Source organism: Bradyrhizobium sp. CCBAU 53421 (genome assembly GCF_015291625.1).
Lineage (GTDB): Bacteria > Pseudomonadota > Alphaproteobacteria > Rhizobiales > Xanthobacteraceae > Bradyrhizobium.
The window spans coordinates 4,851,632-4,870,642 of sequence record NZ_CP030047.1; the positions used below are offsets into that span (position 1 = coordinate 4,851,632).

A 19,011-nucleotide genomic window follows, 5' to 3' on the forward strand; every position below is an offset into this window, starting at 1 on the left:
GATTCAAGTCACGACGTCCTGCAGGCATACCGGCCGTCCGCGCCGGCGATCCGCAGCACGCGATTGAGAAAGACGCCCATCGATGGCGCGATCATCAGCGCGTCGTAGGTCTCCGTGGGCACGCCGCAATAATGCTGGTAGCTGCCCCTGACCGCGACCAGCAGCGTGCGCTCGCTTGCGCTATAGCAGACCCGCTGCACGACCGTGCTGCGGTTGATGTCGCGGCAGTCGAAGGTCGAGAGATCGACGCTCGTGCTGTTGCCGAGATCGATGGTCTCCGGGCCGACCGGCGCGGAGAACAGGCTGAGGATCAGCGCGGCGGCCCGGACCATGGATCAGGTTGCGACCTTCTCGTTTGCAACAGGCGGTCATGATACGTCACTGGACAGGGCGGGCAAAGTCGCGCTAACGACCGCCCAAATCGACTGATAGCACCTTGGCGCCATTAACGAATTCCGGACCGTAACGACATGAGCATGATCGACCCCACTGCGCGGATTGCGGATGGCGCTGTGATCGGGGCCGGCACCGAGATCGGTCCGTACTGCATCATCGGCCCCAACGTTGTGCTCGGCGAGAACTGCAAGCTGATCGCGCATGTCACGATCAGCGGGCACACCAAGATCGGCGCCGGCTGCGTCATCTCGCCGTTTGCCGCGCTCGGCGGGCCGCCGCAGGATCTCAGCTATCGCGGCGAGCCGACCCGTCTCGAAGTCGGCGAAGCCTGCACGATCCGCGAGGGCGTGACGATGAACGTCGGCACCGTCAAGGGCGGCGGGCTCACCCGCGTCGGCGATCGCGGCTTCTTCATGAACAACAGCCATGTCGGCCATGACTGCATGGTCGGCAATGGCGTGATCTTCGCGACCTCGGCGACGCTCGGCGGCCACTGCGAGATCGGCGACTTCGTCTATATCGGCGGCCTGTCGGCGGTGCACCAGTTCACCCGTGTCGGCTCGCAGGTGATGATCGGCGGCGTCTGCGGCGTGCGCGGCGACATCATCCCGTTCGGCCTCGCCAACGGTCAGTACGCGGTGCTCGAAGGGCTCAACATCATCGGCATGCGACGGCGCCAGTTCACCAAGGCGCGGCTGGCTGTGGTGCGCGCGTTCTATCAAAAGCTGTTCCACGGCCCCGGCATCTTCGCCGAGCGGCTGGCTTCGGTGCAGACGCTGGCGGGTGAGGATCCGGCGATCGCGGAAATCCTCGCCTTCATCGAGGGCGGCAAGCTGCGGCCGCTCTGTCTTCCCGCCGACGCCAATTGAGCAGGGGATGGCCGCCAGGATGACGTCAGCGGCTTCCTCGCTTTCTTCCCCGGTCGGCGTGATCGCCGGCGGCGGCGCCATGCCGTTCGCGGTTGCCGATCAGCTCACCGCGCGCGGCATCACGCCGGTGCTGTTCGCGCTGCGCGGCGCCTGCGATCCCGCACGCGCGCAGCGGTTTCGTCATCGCTGGATCTCGGTCGGCCAGCTCGGGCGGGCGACCCGGCTGTTCCGCGACGAAGGCTGCCGGGACCTGATCTTCATCGGCACCCTGGTGCGCCCCGCGCTGTCGGAAATCCGGCTCGACTGGGGCACGCTGCGCCTGCTCGGCCATGTGGTGCGCGCTTTCCGCGGCGGCGACGATCATCTGCTGTCGAGCGTCGGCCGCATCCTCGAGCAGCAGGGATTCCGCATGGTCGGGATCAAGGATGTCGCGCCCGATCTGCTGATGCCCGAGGGCGCCGTGACGCGCACGGTGCCGGACAGCGCTGCACTCGCCGACATCGCACGCGGACGCGGCGTGCTCGACGCGCTCGGCCCGTTCGACATCGGCCAGGCGGCGGTGGTGATCGACGGCCACGTGGTCGCGGTCGAGGACATCGAAGGCACCGATGGGCTGCTGGCGCGGGTGGCGCGGCTGCGCGCCGAGGGCCGGATCCGCGCCAAGGCCGGCCGCGGCGTGCTGGTGAAGGCGCCGAAGAGCAAGCAGGATCTGCGCTTCGATCTGCCGACCATCGGTCCACGCACTGTCGAGGGCGCGGCAGCGGCGGGCATCGCCGGGATCGCCGTGATCGCCGGCAACACACTTGCCGCGGAGCCGCAGGCTCTGATCGAGGCCGCCGACGCCAAGGGGCTGTTCGTCATCGGATTGGCGGGCTGATGCAGGTGGATCGTCCCACGAGCGGCCGCAAGATATTCCTCATCGCGACCGAGGAGTCCGGTGACCGCCTCGGCGCGGCGCTGATGAAGGTGCTGCGCCAGCGCCTCGGCGATGCCGTGCAATTTGCCGGCGTCGGCGGCCGGCAGATGACGGGCGAGGGCATCGATCCCCTGTTTCCGATCGAGGAGCTCTCGATCATGGGCTTTGCCGCCGTCGTGAAGCAATTGCCCAAGATATTGCAATTGATCCGCCGCACGGCCGACGCCGTGCTCGACGCCGCGCCCGACATGCTCGTCATCATCGACAGCCCCGACTTCACCCATCGCGTCGCCCGACGTGTCCGCGCGCGCAACCCGCACATTCCGATCGTCGACTACGTGTCGCCATCGGTCTGGGCGTGGCGGCCGGGCCGGGCGCGCGCGATGCGGCGCTACGTCGATCACGTGCTCGCGCTGCTGCCGTTCGAGCCGGAGGAATATCGCAAGCTGCAGGGGCCACCCTGCAGCTATGTCGGCCATCCCCTGACCGAGCAGCTCACTTCGCTGCGGCCGCACGAGGAGGAGCAGAGGCGGCGCGATGCGCAGCCGCCGGTCCTACTCGTTCTGCCCGGAAGTCGGCGCAGCGAGATCAGGCATCATCTGGGGCTGTTCGGCACGGCGCTCGGCCAGCTCAGCAAGCAGACGCCATTCGACCTCGTGCTTCCCACCATGCCGCATCTCGAGGCCATGGTGCGCGAAGGCGTGGCCTCGTGGCCCGTGGTGCCGCGGCTCGCCGTCGGCGAAGCCGAGAAGCGCGCGGCATTTCGGGTGGCCCGCGCGGCGCTGGCAAAGTCGGGCACGGTGACGCTGGAGCTCGCGCTGTCAGGGATTCCGATGGTGACGGCCTATCGCGTCGGCGCCGCAGAGGCATTCATCCTGCGCCGTGCGATCCGGGTGTCGTCGGTGATCCTCGCCAATCTCGTGATCGGCAGCGATATTATCCCTGAGTTTCTGCAGGAGAACTGCACGCCGGACAAGCTCGCGCACGCGCTAAGCGATGTCCTCGCGGATTCACCCGACCGTCTGCGCCAGCTCGTGGCGTTCGCGACGATGGACGGTAAGATGTCGACCGGCGACCAGCCGCCGAGCGTCCGCGCCGCCGACATTGTGCTCGCGGAGATGGACCGGCGTTCGAGCCAGGTCAATTGATCATCGTGCTGTCGCAGCGACATGCGGCCGCAACGGTTCCGCTTGCCCTGGAGATTTAGTCTGTACTAATATTAGTAATAACTAATATTGATGCGGAGAGCCCTCATGAAGATCGATCCCGTCGCCTACGCCGGCGCTGTTGTCCGCGAAGTCGCCGTCCGGGAACGCGATGGTAAGCCGGCGCGGGCGGTGATCGCGACGCGCAGCTACGACACCGACATCGCCGATCTCTGGGACGCGCTGACCAATCCAGAGCGCATTCCGCGCTGGTTCCTGCCGATCGCCGGCGATCTCAGGCTTGGCGGCCGCTACCAGTTCAAGGGGCAGGCGGGCGGGGAAATCACGACGTGTGAGCCGCCGCGCCGGCTCGCCGTGACCTGGGAGGCAATGGGTTCCGTCAGCTGGGTCACCGTGACCCTGGCAGACGATGGCGCCGGCGGCACGCGGCTCGAGCTGGAGCATCTTTCGCTGATCGAGGGCGACTTCTGGGATCGCTACGGACCTGGCGCGGTCGGCGTCGGCTGGGACCTCGCTCTTATCGGGATCGCGCTTTACGTCGCCGCGGGCCCCGGTGGGCAGTTCGACCGGGCGGCGGCCGAGGCGTGGCCCGGCTCCAAGGACGGCAGGGACTTCATCCGCCGCAGCAGCGCGGACTGGTGCCGGGCCTCGATCACGGCGGGAACCGACGAGGCGGCGGCACGCCGTGCTGGGGCCAATACGACGGCGTTCTATTGCGGCGAGCCTGAGCCGGGAGGCTAGTGCGATGCACGCCTTCGACATCCTCGGCGATCCCGTCCGCCGGCGCATCCTGGAACTGCTCGCGACCGGCGAGCACAGTTCGGGCGATGTCGTCGCGGTCGTGCAGCGCGAGTTCGGCATCACCCAATCGGCGGTCTCGCAGCAGCTGCGGATCCTGCGGGACGCCGGCTTCGCGTCGGTGCGCGCCGATGGCACGCGGCGCATCTATGCCGTGGAGCCGCAGCGGCTCCGCGAGGTCGATGACTGGCTCGACCGGTTCAGGGCGTTCTGGCTGCCGCGTCTCGATGCGCTCGCGACCGAGGTCGCGCGCGGCAAACGAAAACGGCGCCATCAGGAATGATGGCGCCGTCTCGGCTCGGATTCTCTTAGAGAAGAAGCTTACTTGCGCTTGTCGATCGCCACATAGTCGCGGCGCGCGACGCCGGTGTAGAGCTGGCGCGGACGGCCGATCTTCTGCTGCGGATCCTCGATCATCTCGCTCCACTGGCTGATCCAGCCGACGGTGCGGGCGACCGCGAACAGCACGGTGAACATCGAGACCGGGAAGCCCATCGCCTTCAGCGTGATGCCCGAATAGAAGTCGACGTTCGGGTAGAGCTTGCGATCGATGAAGTAGGGATCGCTGAGCGCGATCTTCTCCAGCTCCATCGCGACCTTGAGCATCGGATCGTCGCCGTGGCCGGTCTCCTTCAGCACCGCGTGACACATCTTCTGCATGATCTTGGCGCGCGGATCGTAGTTCTTGTAGACCCGGTGGCCGAAGCCCATCAGGCGAACTTCGCTGTTCTTGTCCTTCACCTTGGCGATGAAGTCCGGGATGTTTTCGACCTTGCCGATGCCGTAGAGCATGTTGAGCGCGGCCTCGTTGGCGCCGCCATGCGCCGGGCCCCACAGGCAGGCGATGCCGGCCGCGATGCAGGCGAACGGATTGGCGCCCGAGGAGCCGGCGATGCGGACCGTCGAGGTCGAGGCGTTCTGCTCGTGGTCGGCGTGCAGGATAAAGATCTTGTCGAGCGCGTCGGCGAGCACCGGATTGATCTTGTACTCCTCGCAGGGCACCGCGAAGCACATGTTGAGGAAGTTCTCGGCGAACGAGAGCGAGTTCTTCGGATAGATGAACGGCTGGCCGATCGTGTACTTGTAGGCCATCGCCGCCAGCGTCGGCACCTTAGCGATCATCCGCATCGAGGCGATCATGCGCTGCCGCGGATCGTTGATGTCGGTGGAGTCATGGTAGAACGCGGCAAGCGCGCCGACGGCGGCAACCATGATCGCCATCGGATGGGCGTCGCGGCGGAAGCCCTGGAAGAAGCGCGCCATCTGCTCGTGCACCATCGTGTGATGGATCACGCGATGGTCGAAGTCCTTCTTCTGCGCCGGGGTCGGAAGCTCCCCGTAGAGCAGCAGGTAGCAGGTCTCGAGGAAATCGCCGTTCTCGGCGAGCTGCTCGATCGGGTAGCCGCGGTATTCGAGAACGCCGGCGTCGCCGTCGATATAGGTGATCTTCGACTGGCAGCTGCCGGTCGAGGTGAAGCCGGGGTCGTAGGTGAACACCCCGGCCTGGCCGTAGAGCTTGCCGATGTCGATGACATCAGGCCCAACCGTGCCGCTCAGGATCGGGAAATCGTAGTTCTTGTTGCCGATGGTGAGTGTGGCTGTCTTGCTGGATTTTGCGTCCATCGTGATATCCCCGATGAATTCGTTGCGAAAACCGACCTTGCCCAGTCGCTAATTTGCGGCCCATGGCGGGGCGGAACGGCTTATTGAGAAGGCGTCCGGGGATGGGTAGCTCATTGCAATGTGCGCTGCAAGATGGACCCTGGAGGGGGTCCATGCAGGATCACGCCGCCTGATCGGCGAGACGGGCGAGACACTCCTGGCGTCCCAGCACGGCCAGCACGTCGAATATGCCCGGCGACGTTGTCCGTCCGGTCAGCGCCACCCGCAGCGGCTGGGCGATGGCGCCGAGTTTCAGATTGTTCTGCTCGGCGAAATTCCGCATGGCGGTCTCGGTGGTTTCCGCCGTCCAGTCGTTCACGGCTTCCAGCGCGGTGCGCAGCCGGCCGATCAGCGCGCGCGTTTCCGGCGTAAGGAGCGCCGCCGCTTTCGGATCGAGCTCGAGCGGCCGATCGGCGAAAATGAAGTAGGCGCCCGCGATCAGCTCGATCAGCGTCTTGGCGCGCTCCTTCAGGCTCGGCATCGCCCGCAGTAACTGCGCGCGGGTGACGTCATTGAGCTTGGCCTTCAGCGCAGCGCCTTCAGGAACATAATCCAGCACGCTCTCGAACTGGGTCACGAGGGATTGATCATCGCTCTGCCGGATATAGTGACCGTTGAGGTTCTCCAGCTTGGCGAAATCGAACCGCGCCGCCGAACGGCCGATGCCCGGGAGGTCGAACGCGTCGATCATCTCTCGGGTCGAGAAGATCTCCTGGTCGCCGTGGCTCCAGCCGAGCCGGACGAGGTAGTTGCGCAAGGCGGCCGGCAGGTAGCCGAGCGCGCGGTAGGCATCGACGCCGAGCGCGCCGTGGCGCTTCGACAGTTTCGAGCCGTCGGGACCATGGATCAGCGGAATGTGGGACATGCTCGGCAGCTCCCATTCCAGCGCGTCGTAGATCTGCTTCTGGCGCGCGGCGTTGATCAGGTGGTCGTCGCCGCGGATGACGTGGGTGACGCCCATATCGTGGTCGTCGACCACGACCGCGAGCATGTAGGTCGGGGTGCCGTCGCCGCGCAGCAGGACGAGGTCGTCGAGGTTCTCGTTCTGCCAGACCACGCGGCCCTGGACCTGGTCCTCGATCACGGTCTCGCCGGTCTGCGGCGCCTTGAGGCGGATGGTCGGCTTGACGTCCGAAGGGGCGGTGGCCGGATCGCGGTCACGCCACATGCCGTCATAGAGGCGGGTGCGGCCCTCGGCGCGCGCCTTCTCGCGCATCGCGGCCAGCTCCTCCGGCGTGGCGTAGCAGTAATAGGCGCGGCCGGCGGCGAGCAGGCCCTCGGCGACCTCGCGATGCCGGGCGGCGCGGCTGAACTGGTAGATCACGTCGCCGTCCCAATCGAGCTCGAGCCATTTCAGGCCGTCCAGGATGGCGTCGATCGCCTCCTTGGTCGAGCGTTCGCGGTCGGTGTCCTCGATCCGGAGCAGCATCTTGCCGCCGAGCTTCCTGGCATAGAGCCAGTTGAACAGCGCGGTGCGGGCACCCCCGATGTGGAGGAAGCCGGTCGGCGAGGGGGCGAAGCGGGTAACGACGGAATTGGTCATGATCGAGTGCGACGTATGCTGGAATGGGCGGTGGTGTATATCAGGAACCGGACATAACTAAAGCCCCGGCTGACCTTTTGCAGGCCAAACCAGGCTCTGAAACCGGACTCTGAAACCAGGCTTGGCCGGGCGGCGCGAATTTGGCAGAAGGTTAAGCTTAATCCTTCAGGGAACCCTTTGATGACGACTGACACGACGGCAGAGGCAGGGCGCGACTTCATCCGCGACATCGTCCAGGCCGATCTCTCCTCCCACAAGCACAACCGGATCGTGACCCGCTTTCCGCCGGAGCCGAACGGCTACCTGCATATCGGCCACGCCAAGTCGATCGCCCTGAATTTCGGCATCGCGCAGGAATTCGGCGGCCAGTGCAATCTGCGCTTCGACGACACCAATCCGACCAAGGAGGAGCAGGAGTACATCGACTCGATCCAGGCCGACGTGCATTGGCTCGGCTACGATTGGGGCAAAAACCTCTTCTATGCGTCGGACTATTTCGAGCGCCTGTACGATTGGGCCGAGGGCCTGATCAAGGCCGGCTACGCCTATGTCGACGACCAGTCGCAGGAGGAGATCCGCACTTCCCGTGGCACGTTGACTGAGCCCGGCAAGAACTCGCCGTTCCGCGACCGCTCGGTCGACGAGAACCTCGATCTGTTCCGCCGCATGAAGGCCGGGGAATTTCCGAACGGCGCGCGGGTGCTGCGCGCCAAAATCGACATGTCCGCCGGCAACATCAACCTGCGCGACCCCGTGCTGTACCGCATCCTGCACGCCCACCATCCGCGCACCGGCGACAAATGGTCGATCTATCCGAGCTACGACTACGCGCATGGCCAGTCGGATGCCATTGAAGGCATCACCCATTCGATCTGCACGTTGGAGTTCGAGGATCATCGTCCGCTCTATGAGTGGCTGCTCGACAAGCTGCCGGTGCCGTCGAAGCCGCACCAGTACGAGATGGCGCGCCTCAATCTGACCTACACGCTGCTGTCTAAGCGCGTGCTGACCCAGCTCGTCCGCGACGGCCATGTCGCAGGCTGGGACGATCCGCGGATGCCGACGGTCGCGGGCCTCAAGCGCCGCGGCGTGCCGCCGGCCGCGGTGCGCGAGTTCATCAAGCGCATCGGCGTTGCCAAGGCCAACAGCGTGGTCGATGTCGGCATGCTCGAGTTCTGCATCCGCGAGGAGCTGAACCGCACGGCGCTGCGCCGCATGGCGGTGCTGCGACCGCTCAAGGTCGTGATCGAGAACTATCCGGAAGGCCAGGTCGAGGAGATCGAGGCGATCAACCATCCCGACAATCCGGAAGCCGGCACCCGCAGGATCGCCTTCGGCCGCGAGCTCTATATCGAGCGCGACGACTTCATGGAGAACCCGCCGAAGAAGTTCTTCCGCCTCTCGCCCGGCAATGAGGTGCGGCTGCGCTATGCCTACTTCATCAAGTGCACCGGTGTGGTGAAGAATGACGCCGGCGAGGTCGTCGAGCTGCGCGCGACCTACGATCCCTTGACCAAGGGCGGCAACGCCCCTGACGGCCGCAAGGTGAAGGCGACGATGCACTGGCTACCGGCGACGCAGTCGAAGCCGGCGGAAATCCGCATCTACAATCAGCTGTTCGCCAATCCGAGCCCGAACGCCGCCGATTTCGCCGCCGATCTGAACCCACAGTCGCTGGAAGTGCTCAGTGATGCGCGGGTCGAGCCTGCGATCGCCGAGAGCAACTCGCTGGACGCGATGCAGTTCGAGCGGCAGGGCTATTTCGTGCGCGATGCGGATTCGACGCCGGACAGGCTGGTGTTCAACCGCACCATCGGTCTGCGCGACACCTTCGCCAAGGAAGTCGGCGGCAAGGGCTAGCGCAATCCGCGCGGACAAAAGACGGAGGCGATCGATGCCTGACGAAGCCGACGAGATCGTCTCCGCCATCATCGCACGATGGTCCGCAGGTTTCGGCGAGCTCAATGCCGATGCGCTTGCCGCGCTTTATTCGCAGCACGCGTTCTTCTTCGGCTCGAACCCGACGCTGTATCGCGGCCGCGATGGCGTCAAAGCCTACTTTGACGGCCTGCCGCGCTGGCAGGGGCCGCGCGTTCGGTTCAGCGATGTCAGGGCCGCGCGGGTGAATGCCGATCTCGTCAACATGGCTGCTATCGCGTCGTTCTTCCTCGACGGCGAGGCGCCGTCGCTCGCCGTCAAGATCACCTGGGTGATTACGCGCGAGGACGGTGACTGGAAGATCGCCTGCCATCATGTCTCATCGCAGACGCCGTTGATCTAGGCTTAGCCCTGGAGCTGACACAAAAAGTCGAGGGCCGGCGGGCCCTCGTAGTCAGGGAGAGTGCATGGGCAGTGCTCGGGGCCGAGCGTCATGCGCCTCGCGGCTGCCGCTCATCCACGCGCTCTTGCACCCAACTTGGAAGCTATCCGGATCTCGCTGCATCGCGAGGAGGGACCAAGGTCGTAGGCCGTGGAGAGCGGCTTCCGGGCGGACGGACGGCAGCACGGTCGTCGGCTTGCGGATCATCAGCGGCAATCGCAGGTCGGACCGATGCATTTTTGTCCCCGCCACACCATGTCTTCGAAAGAAGGAGGTGAGGATCATGCGGATTCAACACTGGCAGGATGCTGCCAGCCTGTTGGTGGGCGTCTGGCTGGTCGCGTCGCCGTTTGCACTGGGCTTCTCCGGGGCAGCTCTCTGGATCTCCATCGCGCTCGGATTGGGCGTCGTGCTGTTTGCCGTGGAGGCATTCATCATTCCGTCCTATCTGGAGGAATGGGGTGAGATGCTGATGGGGGTGGCTCTGGTGTTGGCACCCTGGACGTTTGGCTACCAACAGGGATCGGCCACGACGAGCAGCGCTCTCGCCGGCATCGTGGTGATCGTGCTCGCTTGCTGGGAGCTGACGGTGGATCGTGATTTCGCCACTTGGTGGCACGATCGCTGGCATCACCGAGCTGGCTGAGAGGAAGCCGACTGAAACGTTGGTCTGACCGCCGACCACCGGCGGCGGGAGAGCTTGCAATTGCGCGAAGCTGCGTCCCCTCCAGGCCGCGTTGATGGAACACGCACGCAGCCTTTGCAGAGAAATCACGCCGGCGACCGCGAGCGGGACGATAGAGAAGCGTCGTCCCGCACTTGCGGGAAAGCGGCTATCGCCGTCGCTGCAGGGGTAGAGCGCTTTCGAGCGAAGTGGAAACCGGTTCGCGTAAAGAAAACGCGTCAAAACGAGATTCTAGAGCCCCGTTCCGATTCCATCGGAACGGAAACGGCTCTAGTCGCCCCTCGGCCACGTCACTCCGTCACGATGCAACTCTTGCCTCGATCTGCTCCCAAATTCTGGTCTTGCGTGTCTCCGGCATGACAAGGAGGGCGATCACGAAGCACACCGCGGGGACGACAATCGGGTAGATTAGCGCGTAGCCGATGCTGCCGGTCGCTGCGAAGCCGGCTGATGTGATGAACGGCACCAATCCGCCGCCCCAACCATTGCCGATATGATACGGCACCGAGACCGAGGTGTACCTGATCCTGGCCGGGAAGAATTCCGCCAGGAACGCTCCGACCGGCCCGTACACCATCCCGACGTAGCAGACGAGGATGAAGATGATGAAGACGGCGACCGGATAGTTGATGTGTCCCGGCTGCGTGACCGTGCCGAGCCACAGATACAGGGGATAGTAGGTGATCGCGGCAAGCAGCATCCCGCCGAGGATCACGGATTTGCGGCCGATCTGATCCGACAGCCAGCCAAAGAAGATCAGGCTCGGCGTTGCGATCAGCAGTGCGGTTCCCACGATGTAGGCCGAGGTCACCGGATCGACCTTGGAGACCTGTTGCAGGAAGTATAGTGCCCAGAATTGACCGCTGTACCAGACCACGCCCTGTCCGATCAGGACGACGATGGCGATCAGGATGTACTTGATGTTGGGGCTGAGGAAAGCTTCGCGCCAGGGATTCCTGGTCATTTGTCCGCGGGCCTTGATCTCCTGGAAAATCGGCGTCTCCTGGAGCTGGAGCCGGATGTAGATGGCGATGGCCACCAACAGGAACGAGACCAGGAACGGAACGCGCCACGCCCATTCGTCGAAGGCCTGATTGCCGGCCCAGGTCCGGGTCAGGACGATCACGGCCAGCGACACCACGATCCCGAGCGTCGGCGAGGTTTGTAGCCAGCCTGTGTAGTAGCCCCGGCTGTCGTCCGGAACATGCTCGGCGACATAGGTGATGGCGCCGCCATATTCGCCGCCCAGGCATAGACCCTGGATCATCCGCAGGCCGAACAGGACGAATGCGGCCGTCACGCCGATCGACTGATAAGTTGGGATCAGTCCGATCGCGCCGGTTCCGAGGCCCATTCCGCTCAGCGTAATGAGGAACGTATATTTGCGGCCGACCCGATCGCCCATCCATCCGAACAGGAAGGCCCCCAATGGACGGATCAGGAATCCCGCAGTGAACAGCGCGATCGTGCTCAGCAGGGCCGCGATGGGGTGGGACTGTTCAAAGAACTTGACCGACAGAACTGCGGCCAGGCTGCCAAAGATATAGAAGTCATACCACTCAATGATGTTTCCCACTGACGCAGCGACAATCACGCGACGAAAATCGCTCGGTACTTGAATTGCCATGTGCGGCTCCTCTCAAATGCAAACGCTACGCCTCGCGTTTTTCAGCGATCGATCCGCTCGCGGCGTGCGCGTGGTGCGCGGCGTTGCAGGCGAGATTTGCGAGTTCGTCCGCAACGCCTGGTCTCAGGGGGAGTTGTGGGCCACCTGAGAAGAGCTCCAGCGGCTGTCAGGTGCCGCGAGCCGTCACTGCCTCGTCCCGTCTGTCCGGGGGTGGAGGCATCGGGTTAGTCTAGTCCCAATGGGATCGGTACCTAATGAGACTTTCGGCTTGATCGGTTTGACGCAGGCTACATCTGGGCCTGGCGCGGGGAGCCGCGACAAAGGTCGGTCCTGGTATCCCGGCCTTGCCCGGCGGTATTCTGCATCCGTTCTGCTAGCAGTGAGGTCACAACTTCCGGTAGCTTCGCAGCCCGGCAGGGATCGCGAGCGGAATGGCGGAGCAGGGCACAACGCCGGGCGGCAGACGCGGCTACGCGGGGACGTGGCCGCCGCGCGCGGCTATGCCAGCCGGCGGCTATGTTCCGGCGCGCGCCAGCATCTGGCGGCCTCTCGTCGAGACGCTGCGGCAATGGGCGCGTGCGGAGGCGGGCGCCGGGCGGCTGTTGCCCTGGGTGCCGGTGGCGTTCGGGACGGGCATTGCGTTCTATTTTGGGGCCGAGCACGAGCCGGTGCTGTCGGTCGCCGCCAGCGTCGCCGTCGCGCTCTGCCTGCTGGCGCTGCTGCTGCAGCGGCGCAGCGTGTTTCCCGCCATCGTGATGCTGGCTGCGGTCGCTGCGGGCTTTGCGACGGCGACCTGGAAGACCGCGCGGATCGCCCATGGCGTGCTGGCGCGGCCGCTATTTTCCGTGGCGCTGACCGGCTTTGTCGAGACGCGCGACATCAGGGAGAAAACCGACCGCTTCGTACTGCGCGTCGTGTCGATGGAAAGCCAGCGCGAGGTACCAAAACTCGAGCGCGTCAGGCTCTCAGTGAAGAAGGGCACCGCGCCCGATGTCGGCAGCTTCGTCGAATTGAAGGCGCGGCTGATGCCGCCGCTCGGGCCGCAGCGTCCGGGCTCCTATGATTTCGGCCGCGACCTCTATTTCCAGGGCATCGGCGCCTCCGGCTTCGTGATGGGCGCGGTCAGGACAAAGGAGCCGCCTGCGACCGGCGGCCTTGCGCTGCGTTATGCCGCCTTCATGCAGTGGCTGCGCGACGCCATCGACGCGCGCATCCGCACCACGCTGGACGGCGATCAGCGCGCGATCGCGACGGCGCTGCTCACCGGGCGGCGCGATGCGATCACGACGCCGGTCAACGACGCGATGTTCATCTCGGGGCTCGGCCATGTGCTGTCGATCTCCGGCTACCACATGGCCGTGGTCGCCGGCGTCGTGTTCTTCACGATCCGCGCGCTGCTTGCGCTGTTTCCGGCGCTGACGGCCGGACACCCGATCAAGAAATGGGCGGCGGCGGCCGCGCTGGTCGCGGCGGCGTTCTATCTGCTGCTGTCGGGGGCGGAGGTTGCGACCCAGCGATCGTTCTTCATGACGGCCGTGGTGCTGATCGCCGTGATCGTCGATCGCCGCGCGATCACCTTCCGCACGCTGGCGGTGGCGGCGCTGATCGTGCTCGCGATCGCGCCGGAATCGCTGGTGCATCCGAGCTTCCAAATGTCGTTTGCCGCGACGCTCGGGCTGGTGGCACTGGTGCAGATCGGGCTGCCGAACCTGCTGGCGTCGCCCGACCATTCCGCCACCGCGCGGGTCGCTCTGTGGGGCGGGCGCGAGCTCACCATGCTGATGCTGGCCTCGCTGGTGGCTGGGCTCGCGACCACGCCCTACGCCGCGTTCCATTTCCATCGCGTGACGCCCTACGGGCTGCTGGCCAACCTCGCAGCGATGCCGGTGGTCTCGGCGGTCGTGATGCCGGCCGGCCTGCTCGGGCTGCTTGCGATGCCGTTCGGCTTCGACGGCGTGTTCTGGGCGATCATGGGGTTTGGCATCGACTGGATGATCCTGGTGACGCAATGGGTCGCCGCGCTCCCCGGCGCGGTCGGCCGGATGGCGGCGTTTGGGGCCGGGCCGATGATCATGGCCAGCGCCGGCCTGATCCTGCTCGGGCTGTTGCGCACGCCGCTGCGTTGGTCGGGGGCGGTGCTGCTGGTGGCGGCTTCGGTCTGGGCGGTGCGGGTGCCACAGCCGGACGTGCTGGTCTCCGCCGACGGCCGCAATGTCGCGGTGCGGGGCGGCGACGGCCGGCTGCATCTGATGCACAGCGCCAAGGACGCCTTCCTCATCAAGGAGTGGCTGGCGGCGGACGCCGATGCGAGGACCGCTATGGACGCCTCGCTCGCCGAGGGTGTTTCCTGCGATCCGGGCGGCTGCGTGACGCAGGGGCCCGGCGGCGCCTTCGTCGCGCTGGTGAGCCGGCCCGAGGCGCTGGCTGATGATTGCGAGCGCGCGGCGCTGATCGTGACGGCGCGGCCGGCGCCGAAGGATTGCGCGGCCTCGGTGATCGACGCCGAGCGGTTGCGGCGCCACGGCGCGCTGGTGCTCCGGCGTATCAGGGACGGCTACGCCGTCGATGCGGTCAAGCCCGGCGGGATCGACCGGCCGTGGTCGCCGGCGGTGCCCGGTGATGGCGAGAGCGAGACCACGCTGCGCGCGCCGGCTGCCGCGCCACGGCCCGCCGTGGATGCGACGCCGGCCGAGACCGATCTGCAGGGCGAGGATTAGCCGTTGTCGGGTGAGGGTCCGGTCGGCAGCTCGAACAGGCCGAGATGGAACTCGTCGGAGTCGGGGCCGGCATCGGGCTTCTTGACGAGGGTGAAGGAAGCCTCCGGGAATTGCTCCCAGACCTTCAGGTCATCAGCCGTCACGGTCAGCCAGCCGAACCGGAACATGTAGCGGCCCGGCTCCGTGACGCGTCCAGCCTTTTGCCATGTGACCTTGTCGACCACTGAGCAGGTTTCCGTTGAGCAGGTTTCCGTGAGTGCACGTCCTCCGTGCCCAATGATGCGCCAAGCCGGCCGCCGACGCAAATCTCCTGCCGCGCCCCGGAACCCGGCGTCCGGGGTCGCTCGAAATCGCTCAAGGTCACCCGCCGCCGGATCGCTCATTCCGCGGCGACGATGCGCTCAACCCAAAAACAGCGACGCAAATGCGGAGGGCCGCCGCTCCACAACCTTCGGCTTCTGCTCGACCGGCGGATGCAGTGCCGGCAGTTGCAGCACGCTGACGCGTTGTCCCTCGACCAATTGGGTCACCAGCACATGGCTGCCGTCGGGGAATTCGACCGCGTCGTGATGGCGATCGGGAACGTCGGGCTCGACTTCGTTGAACACGCCGACGCGGAAGTTCATCGTCTTGGTCCAGATCCAGCGGCTGTCGTAGCGAACGTTCTCGGCGAAAGCGAGCTCGGTGCCCGGCAGCATGCAGACCGCGACCGTGGGATCATTCTCCGAAGCAAAGCCGCGGGTCGACGTGCCGCGGAAAGTCGTGGTGATCAGCGTCTCTCCAACAATGGCGGGGCGCGACGCCACGGCGTGCAGACTATAGTCACACATCGGATGGCTCCTCTGTTCGAGGGTAGCGACCCGTGCCTCTCCTTGAGGCATAGGGCCTCTACCAGAGTGGACGATAACGAACGAGTGTCTCCTCGTTTCTGGGCGATTGTACGACTGCTCGACGAACGCCCCGATCACAAACACGCGACGCTGCGTGGGAGGTATCGGAGCGCATCGGGCAGGCGGCACGTTACGCCATCTATCAAGGAACGATTCCGATGTGTTGCTCGTTCCTCGCCGCCGCAAGTATTTGAAATCAGTATTTGCGATAGAGGCCGATCAGCTTGCCCTGGATGCGGACCCGGTTCGGCGGCAGGATGCGCACCTCATAGGCGGTGTTGGCCGGCTCCAGCGCGATCGATGCACCGCGGCGGCGAAAGCGCTTCAGGGTGGCTTCCTCCTCGTCGATCAGCGCCACCACGATGTCGCCGGTGTTGGCGACGTCGTTGCGCTGGATCAGCGCCATGTCGCCGTCGAGGATGCCGGCATCGACCATCGAGTCGCCGCGCACTTCCAGCGCATAATGCTCGCCGGCGCCGAGCATGTCGGGTGGTACGCTGATGGTGTGGCTGCGGGTCTGCAGCGCCTCGATCGGCGTACCGGCGGCGATCCGGCCCATCACGGGGACCGCGACCGGACGGTTGCCGTCGTCCTCGGCAATCGGCGGCGTGCTGGTGCGCTTGCCGAGGGTGCCTTCGATGACGCTCGGCGTGAAGCCGCGGCGGCCGTTGCTGCCGCCGGCCGACAGCTCGGGCAGCTTGATGACTTCGATAGCGCGGGCGCGGTTGGGCAGGCGGCGGATGAAGCCGCGCTCTTCCAGCGCAGTGATCAGGCGGTGGATACCGGACTTCGAGCGCAGGTCGAGCGCATCCTTCATCTCGTCGAAGGAGGGCGGCACGCCGGCCTCTTTCAGACGTTCGTTGATGAAACGCAGAAGTTCGTACTGTTTGCGCGTGAGCATCTCGAGTATTCCCCCGGTTGATAGCGTCGTTCGATTCCGAGACTCTTCAGGTGGGACCCGCAGGCGGGGCTGACCTCAGGAGCGCGGTGCTCGTTGCAAGCGCTCCCTGGTGGTCTCCCGTTTGTAGACACCAGTACTCGAAACAAATCATGAACGGACACTATATGTTCGATATGTGTTCCGCAACCACTTAATTTCAGGTGAACGCGTTCTGCAACGCGCAATCGGCGAGCCGCGAAAGTCTCATTCGGGCAGCGTCAGGATCTCGCATTCGCTGCCTTGAACAGCGGCCGGCGCAAACGGCGGACGCACGAGAAGTGCCCGTGCCGCAGCGAGATTCCCGAGCAGCGACGAGTCCTGCTGCATCACAGGCGTTGCGATCAGCGTGCCGTCCTCGCGCGTCTCGAGACGCGCGCGCAGATAGTCCTCGCGCTGGTCGTTGGCAGCGAGGTCGCGGCCGAGCAGGGCGCTCGCGCGGCGATGATGAATCATTTTTCGGCCGCTCAGCGCCCGAATCAACGGCACCAGAAACAGGAAGGCGCAGACATAGGACGACACCGGATTGCCGGGCAGGCCGATCACCCGCAGCGCCCCTAACCGGCCATGCATCATCGGCTTGCCGGGCCGCATCGCGATCCGCCAGAACGCCATATCGACGCCTTCGGCCTCCAGCGACTGCTTGACCAGGTCGTGGTCGCCGACCGAGGCGCCGCCGGTCGTGATCAGGATGTCGGCGCCGGTTTCCCGCGCCCGGCGGATGCCTGCGGTGGTGGCGTCCACCGTGTCGGCGGCAATCCCGAGATCGACGGTCTCGGCGCCCTCGGCGCGGGCCAGCGCCCGCAGCGCGTAGCCGTTGGAATAGACGATCTGGCCGGGGCCGGGCTGCGAGCCCGGCATCACCAGCTCGTCGCCGGTCGCCAGCACCGCGACCTTCGGGCGGCGGCGCACCGCGAGCTCCGCATAGTTCATGGCGGCCGCAAGCGACAGCGCGCGGTCGGAGAGGCGGCTGCCGGCGGCGAGCAGCACGTCGCCCTCACGGAAGTCGACACCGGCCGGGCGGATGTGCCGTCCGGCGGCAGCTAGCTCGGTGATCGTGATGTGGTCGCCCTCGACGGCGGTGTCTTCCTGGATGATGACGGCGTCGGCCCCGTCAGGGATCACGCCGCCGGTGAAGATCCGCACCGCTTCGCCGGCGCCGACCGTGCGCTCGAATGGCCGTCCGGCCGCGACTTCGCCGATCACCCGGAGGCGGGCCTTCAGGTCAGCCGCGTCGGTCGCGCGCACGGCATAGCCGTCCATCGCCGACATCGGCTGCGGCGGCTGGGTGCGGCGCGCGGCGAGGTCGCGCGCCAGGGTGCGATGGTAGGCGGCATCGAGCGCGACCATCTCCTCCGGCAGCGGTTCGGCGCCGGCGAGGACGGCGGACAGGGCATCGGCAACCGGCATCAGGGCCACGCTCGGAGCTCCTCAATTCCTAATGTTCAATACCAAGTGCAGTCAGAGCCCTCGCCACGTCATCCGTCGATGTCACGTGGATGGCATGAAGGCCGCGCGCCCGCGCGCCTTCGATGTTGGCGGCCAGGTCGTCGAAGAACAGCATCCGCGACGCCGGCACGCCGATGGCTTTTACCACATGATCGTAGGCCTCGGCGTCGGGTTTGCGAAAGCCGATCGTCGAGGACAGGAAGACGGTGCGGAAATGGCTGAGCAGCTCGGCATGGAGCACCGAGAAATGCGCGACGTGGGCCGGATTGGTGTTGGAGAAGGCATCGAGCGGCATCCGCTCCGAGGCCGCCGCGAGCAGGCGCGCAATCCCCGGCATCTCGCCGGTGAAGATCGCATTCCAGCCTTCCAGGAACTGCGCGTCGGTGATCTCGATGCCGAGCGTCCGGCGCAGGTTTGCGAAGAACGCCGCGTCGTCGATCCGGCCGATCTCGTGATGCTTGAAGCTGTCGTCGACCACAAAGCGCGTGGCGAGGTCGGCCGGCGCGCAGCCGGCTTGCTGCGCCCAGTGCGCCATCGCCTTCTCGAAGTTGATGTCGAGCACGACGCGGCCGATATCGAACAGCAGCACGTCGACGGAATCGGGAGAGAGTTGCGAGGTCATTGCGTGGAACCGTGTACGAAAATTGCAGGCGGCCGGCAATGTCCTCGATTTGTGCGGCAGGCATGCGACGGAGCGAGATGCTGTCGTCCCGGCGAGAGCAGGGACCCATGACCTCAGGAGTGTATTGTCAAAGAGGGCTGTGGCCCCAGCGTCGCACAACAATCGGCATTTGTGATTGTGGGTCCCAGCCTGCGCCGGAACGACACGCAATGCGTTGCACCGGTTGGGACCTTACGGGCTTTTGGTGCGCAGCGACTTGCCGGCTGCCGGGCGCACCTCTCACATCCTGGAAAGCGCCAGGCCGAGGTAGGCGATCAGCGCGCCGGTGCTGAGGATGATGACGACAAGCGCCTGCTCCGAACGTGCTTGCAGGGTTTTTCGGGTCACGGCGATGACGCTCCATCCTTCAACATC

General features: G+C 65.7%; 18 protein-coding genes. 9 read left to right on the forward strand and 9 right to left on the reverse strand.

What is annotated here, in order from left to right:
• Positions 1 to 8 precede the first annotated feature (8 nt).
• Positions 9 to 332 (reverse strand): KTSC domain-containing protein, encoded by a 324-nt coding sequence (locus tag XH92_RS23200; RefSeq protein WP_194454175.1) that lies wholly within the window; start codon positions 330 to 332, stop codon positions 9 to 11.
• A 138-nt stretch (positions 333 to 470) separates the two neighbouring features.
• On the opposite strand from XH92_RS23200, the gene lpxA reads away from it, so the two are divergent.
• The 5 genes from lpxA to XH92_RS23225 all read left to right on the forward strand — a co-directional run bounded on the left by lpxA (position 471) and on the right by XH92_RS23225 (position 4,428).
• Positions 471 to 1,265, forward strand: coding sequence for an acyl-ACP--UDP-N-acetylglucosamine O-acyltransferase (lpxA, locus tag XH92_RS23205; RefSeq protein WP_194454176.1), 795 nt, complete (start codon positions 471 to 473; stop codon positions 1,263 to 1,265).
• Positions 1,266 to 1,284: 19 nt separating this feature from the next.
• Entirely contained in the window at positions 1,285 to 2,142 is an 858-nt protein-coding gene (locus XH92_RS23210) for an LpxI family protein (protein ID WP_194454177.1), read from the forward strand.
• A complete protein-coding gene (gene lpxB / locus XH92_RS23215) occupies positions 2,142 to 3,329 on the forward strand; it encodes a lipid-A-disaccharide synthase (RefSeq protein WP_194454178.1) in 1,188 nt (395 codons plus the stop codon). The genes XH92_RS23210 and lpxB overlap by 1 nt, the downstream gene beginning before the upstream one ends.
• 105 nt (positions 3,330 to 3,434) lie before the next feature.
• The gene (locus XH92_RS23220; RefSeq protein ID WP_194454179.1) at positions 3,435 to 4,088 is read left to right on the forward strand and encodes an SRPBCC family protein; all 654 of its coding nucleotides are present in this window, start codon (positions 3,435 to 3,437) and stop codon (positions 4,086 to 4,088) included.
• A gap of 4 nt (positions 4,089 to 4,092) precedes the next feature.
• The gene (locus XH92_RS23225) at positions 4,093 to 4,428 is read left to right on the forward strand and encodes a helix-turn-helix transcriptional regulator (RefSeq protein WP_194454180.1); all 336 of its coding nucleotides are present in this window, start codon (positions 4,093 to 4,095) and stop codon (positions 4,426 to 4,428) included.
• A gap of 38 nt (positions 4,429 to 4,466) precedes the next feature.
• Here XH92_RS23225 and gltA read toward each other — a convergent pair whose 3' ends face one another.
• Positions 4,467 to 5,768, reverse strand: a complete 1,302-nt coding sequence (gltA, locus tag XH92_RS23230; protein ID WP_194454181.1) for a citrate synthase — start codon at positions 5,766 to 5,768, stop codon at positions 4,467 to 4,469.
• A gap of 160 nt (positions 5,769 to 5,928) precedes the next feature.
• Entirely contained in the window at positions 5,929 to 7,350 is a 1,422-nt protein-coding gene (gene gltX, locus XH92_RS23235) for a glutamate--tRNA ligase (RefSeq protein WP_194454182.1), read from the reverse strand.
• A 180-nt stretch (positions 7,351 to 7,530) separates the two neighbouring features.
• Between gltX and XH92_RS23240 the strand changes: the two genes are divergently transcribed.
• The 3 genes from XH92_RS23240 to XH92_RS23250 all read left to right on the forward strand — a co-directional run bounded on the left by XH92_RS23240 (position 7,531) and on the right by XH92_RS23250 (position 10,316).
• Complete coding sequence (locus XH92_RS23240) at positions 7,531 to 9,210, forward strand: glutamine--tRNA ligase/YqeY domain fusion protein (RefSeq protein ID WP_194454183.1); 1,680 nt, start codon at positions 7,531 to 7,533, stop codon at positions 9,208 to 9,210.
• 34 nt (positions 9,211 to 9,244) lie between these two features.
• Positions 9,245 to 9,631, forward strand: coding sequence for a nuclear transport factor 2 family protein (locus XH92_RS23245; RefSeq protein ID WP_194454184.1), 387 nt, complete (start codon positions 9,245 to 9,247; stop codon positions 9,629 to 9,631).
• Between the two features lie 322 nt (positions 9,632 to 9,953).
• Positions 9,954 to 10,316: an SPW repeat protein gene (locus XH92_RS23250; protein ID WP_194454185.1), complete on the forward strand. Its 363-nt coding sequence runs from the start codon at positions 9,954 to 9,956 to the stop codon at positions 10,314 to 10,316.
• Between the two features lie 337 nt (positions 10,317 to 10,653).
• Here the strand turns inward: XH92_RS23250 and XH92_RS23255 are convergent, their stop codons facing one another.
• Positions 10,654 to 11,982 (reverse strand): MFS transporter, encoded by a 1,329-nt coding sequence (locus XH92_RS23255; RefSeq protein WP_194454186.1) that lies wholly within the window; start codon positions 11,980 to 11,982, stop codon positions 10,654 to 10,656.
• Between the two features lie 431 nt (positions 11,983 to 12,413).
• Between XH92_RS23255 and XH92_RS23260 the strand changes: the two genes are divergently transcribed.
• A complete protein-coding gene (locus tag XH92_RS23260; RefSeq protein WP_194454187.1) occupies positions 12,414 to 14,699 on the forward strand; it encodes a ComEC/Rec2 family competence protein in 2,286 nt (761 codons plus the stop codon).
• Here the strand turns inward: XH92_RS23260 and XH92_RS23265 are convergent.
• The 5 genes from XH92_RS23265 to XH92_RS23285 form a co-directional block, all read right to left on the reverse strand.
• The gene (locus tag XH92_RS23265) at positions 14,696 to 14,923 is read right to left on the reverse strand and encodes a hypothetical protein (protein WP_097676285.1); all 228 of its coding nucleotides are present in this window, start codon (positions 14,921 to 14,923) and stop codon (positions 14,696 to 14,698) included. The two genes, XH92_RS23260 and XH92_RS23265, sit on opposite strands and share 4 nt — an antisense overlap.
• 177 nt (positions 14,924 to 15,100) lie before the next feature.
• Positions 15,101 to 15,529 (reverse strand): hypothetical protein, encoded by a 429-nt coding sequence (locus XH92_RS23270; protein WP_074130078.1) that lies wholly within the window; start codon positions 15,527 to 15,529, stop codon positions 15,101 to 15,103.
• 256 nt (positions 15,530 to 15,785) lie between these two features.
• The gene (gene lexA / locus XH92_RS23275) at positions 15,786 to 16,490 is read right to left on the reverse strand and encodes a transcriptional repressor LexA (protein WP_194454188.1); all 705 of its coding nucleotides are present in this window, start codon (positions 16,488 to 16,490) and stop codon (positions 15,786 to 15,788) included.
• 243 nt (positions 16,491 to 16,733) lie between these two features.
• Complete coding sequence (gene glp, locus XH92_RS23280) at positions 16,734 to 17,945, reverse strand: gephyrin-like molybdotransferase Glp (protein ID WP_194454189.1); 1,212 nt, start codon at positions 17,943 to 17,945, stop codon at positions 16,734 to 16,736.
• Positions 17,946 to 17,964: 19 nt separating this feature from the next.
• Positions 17,965 to 18,597: an HAD family phosphatase gene (locus XH92_RS23285; protein ID WP_194454190.1), complete on the reverse strand. Its 633-nt coding sequence runs from the start codon at positions 18,595 to 18,597 to the stop codon at positions 17,965 to 17,967.
• Positions 18,598 to 19,011: the final 414 nt, after the last annotated feature.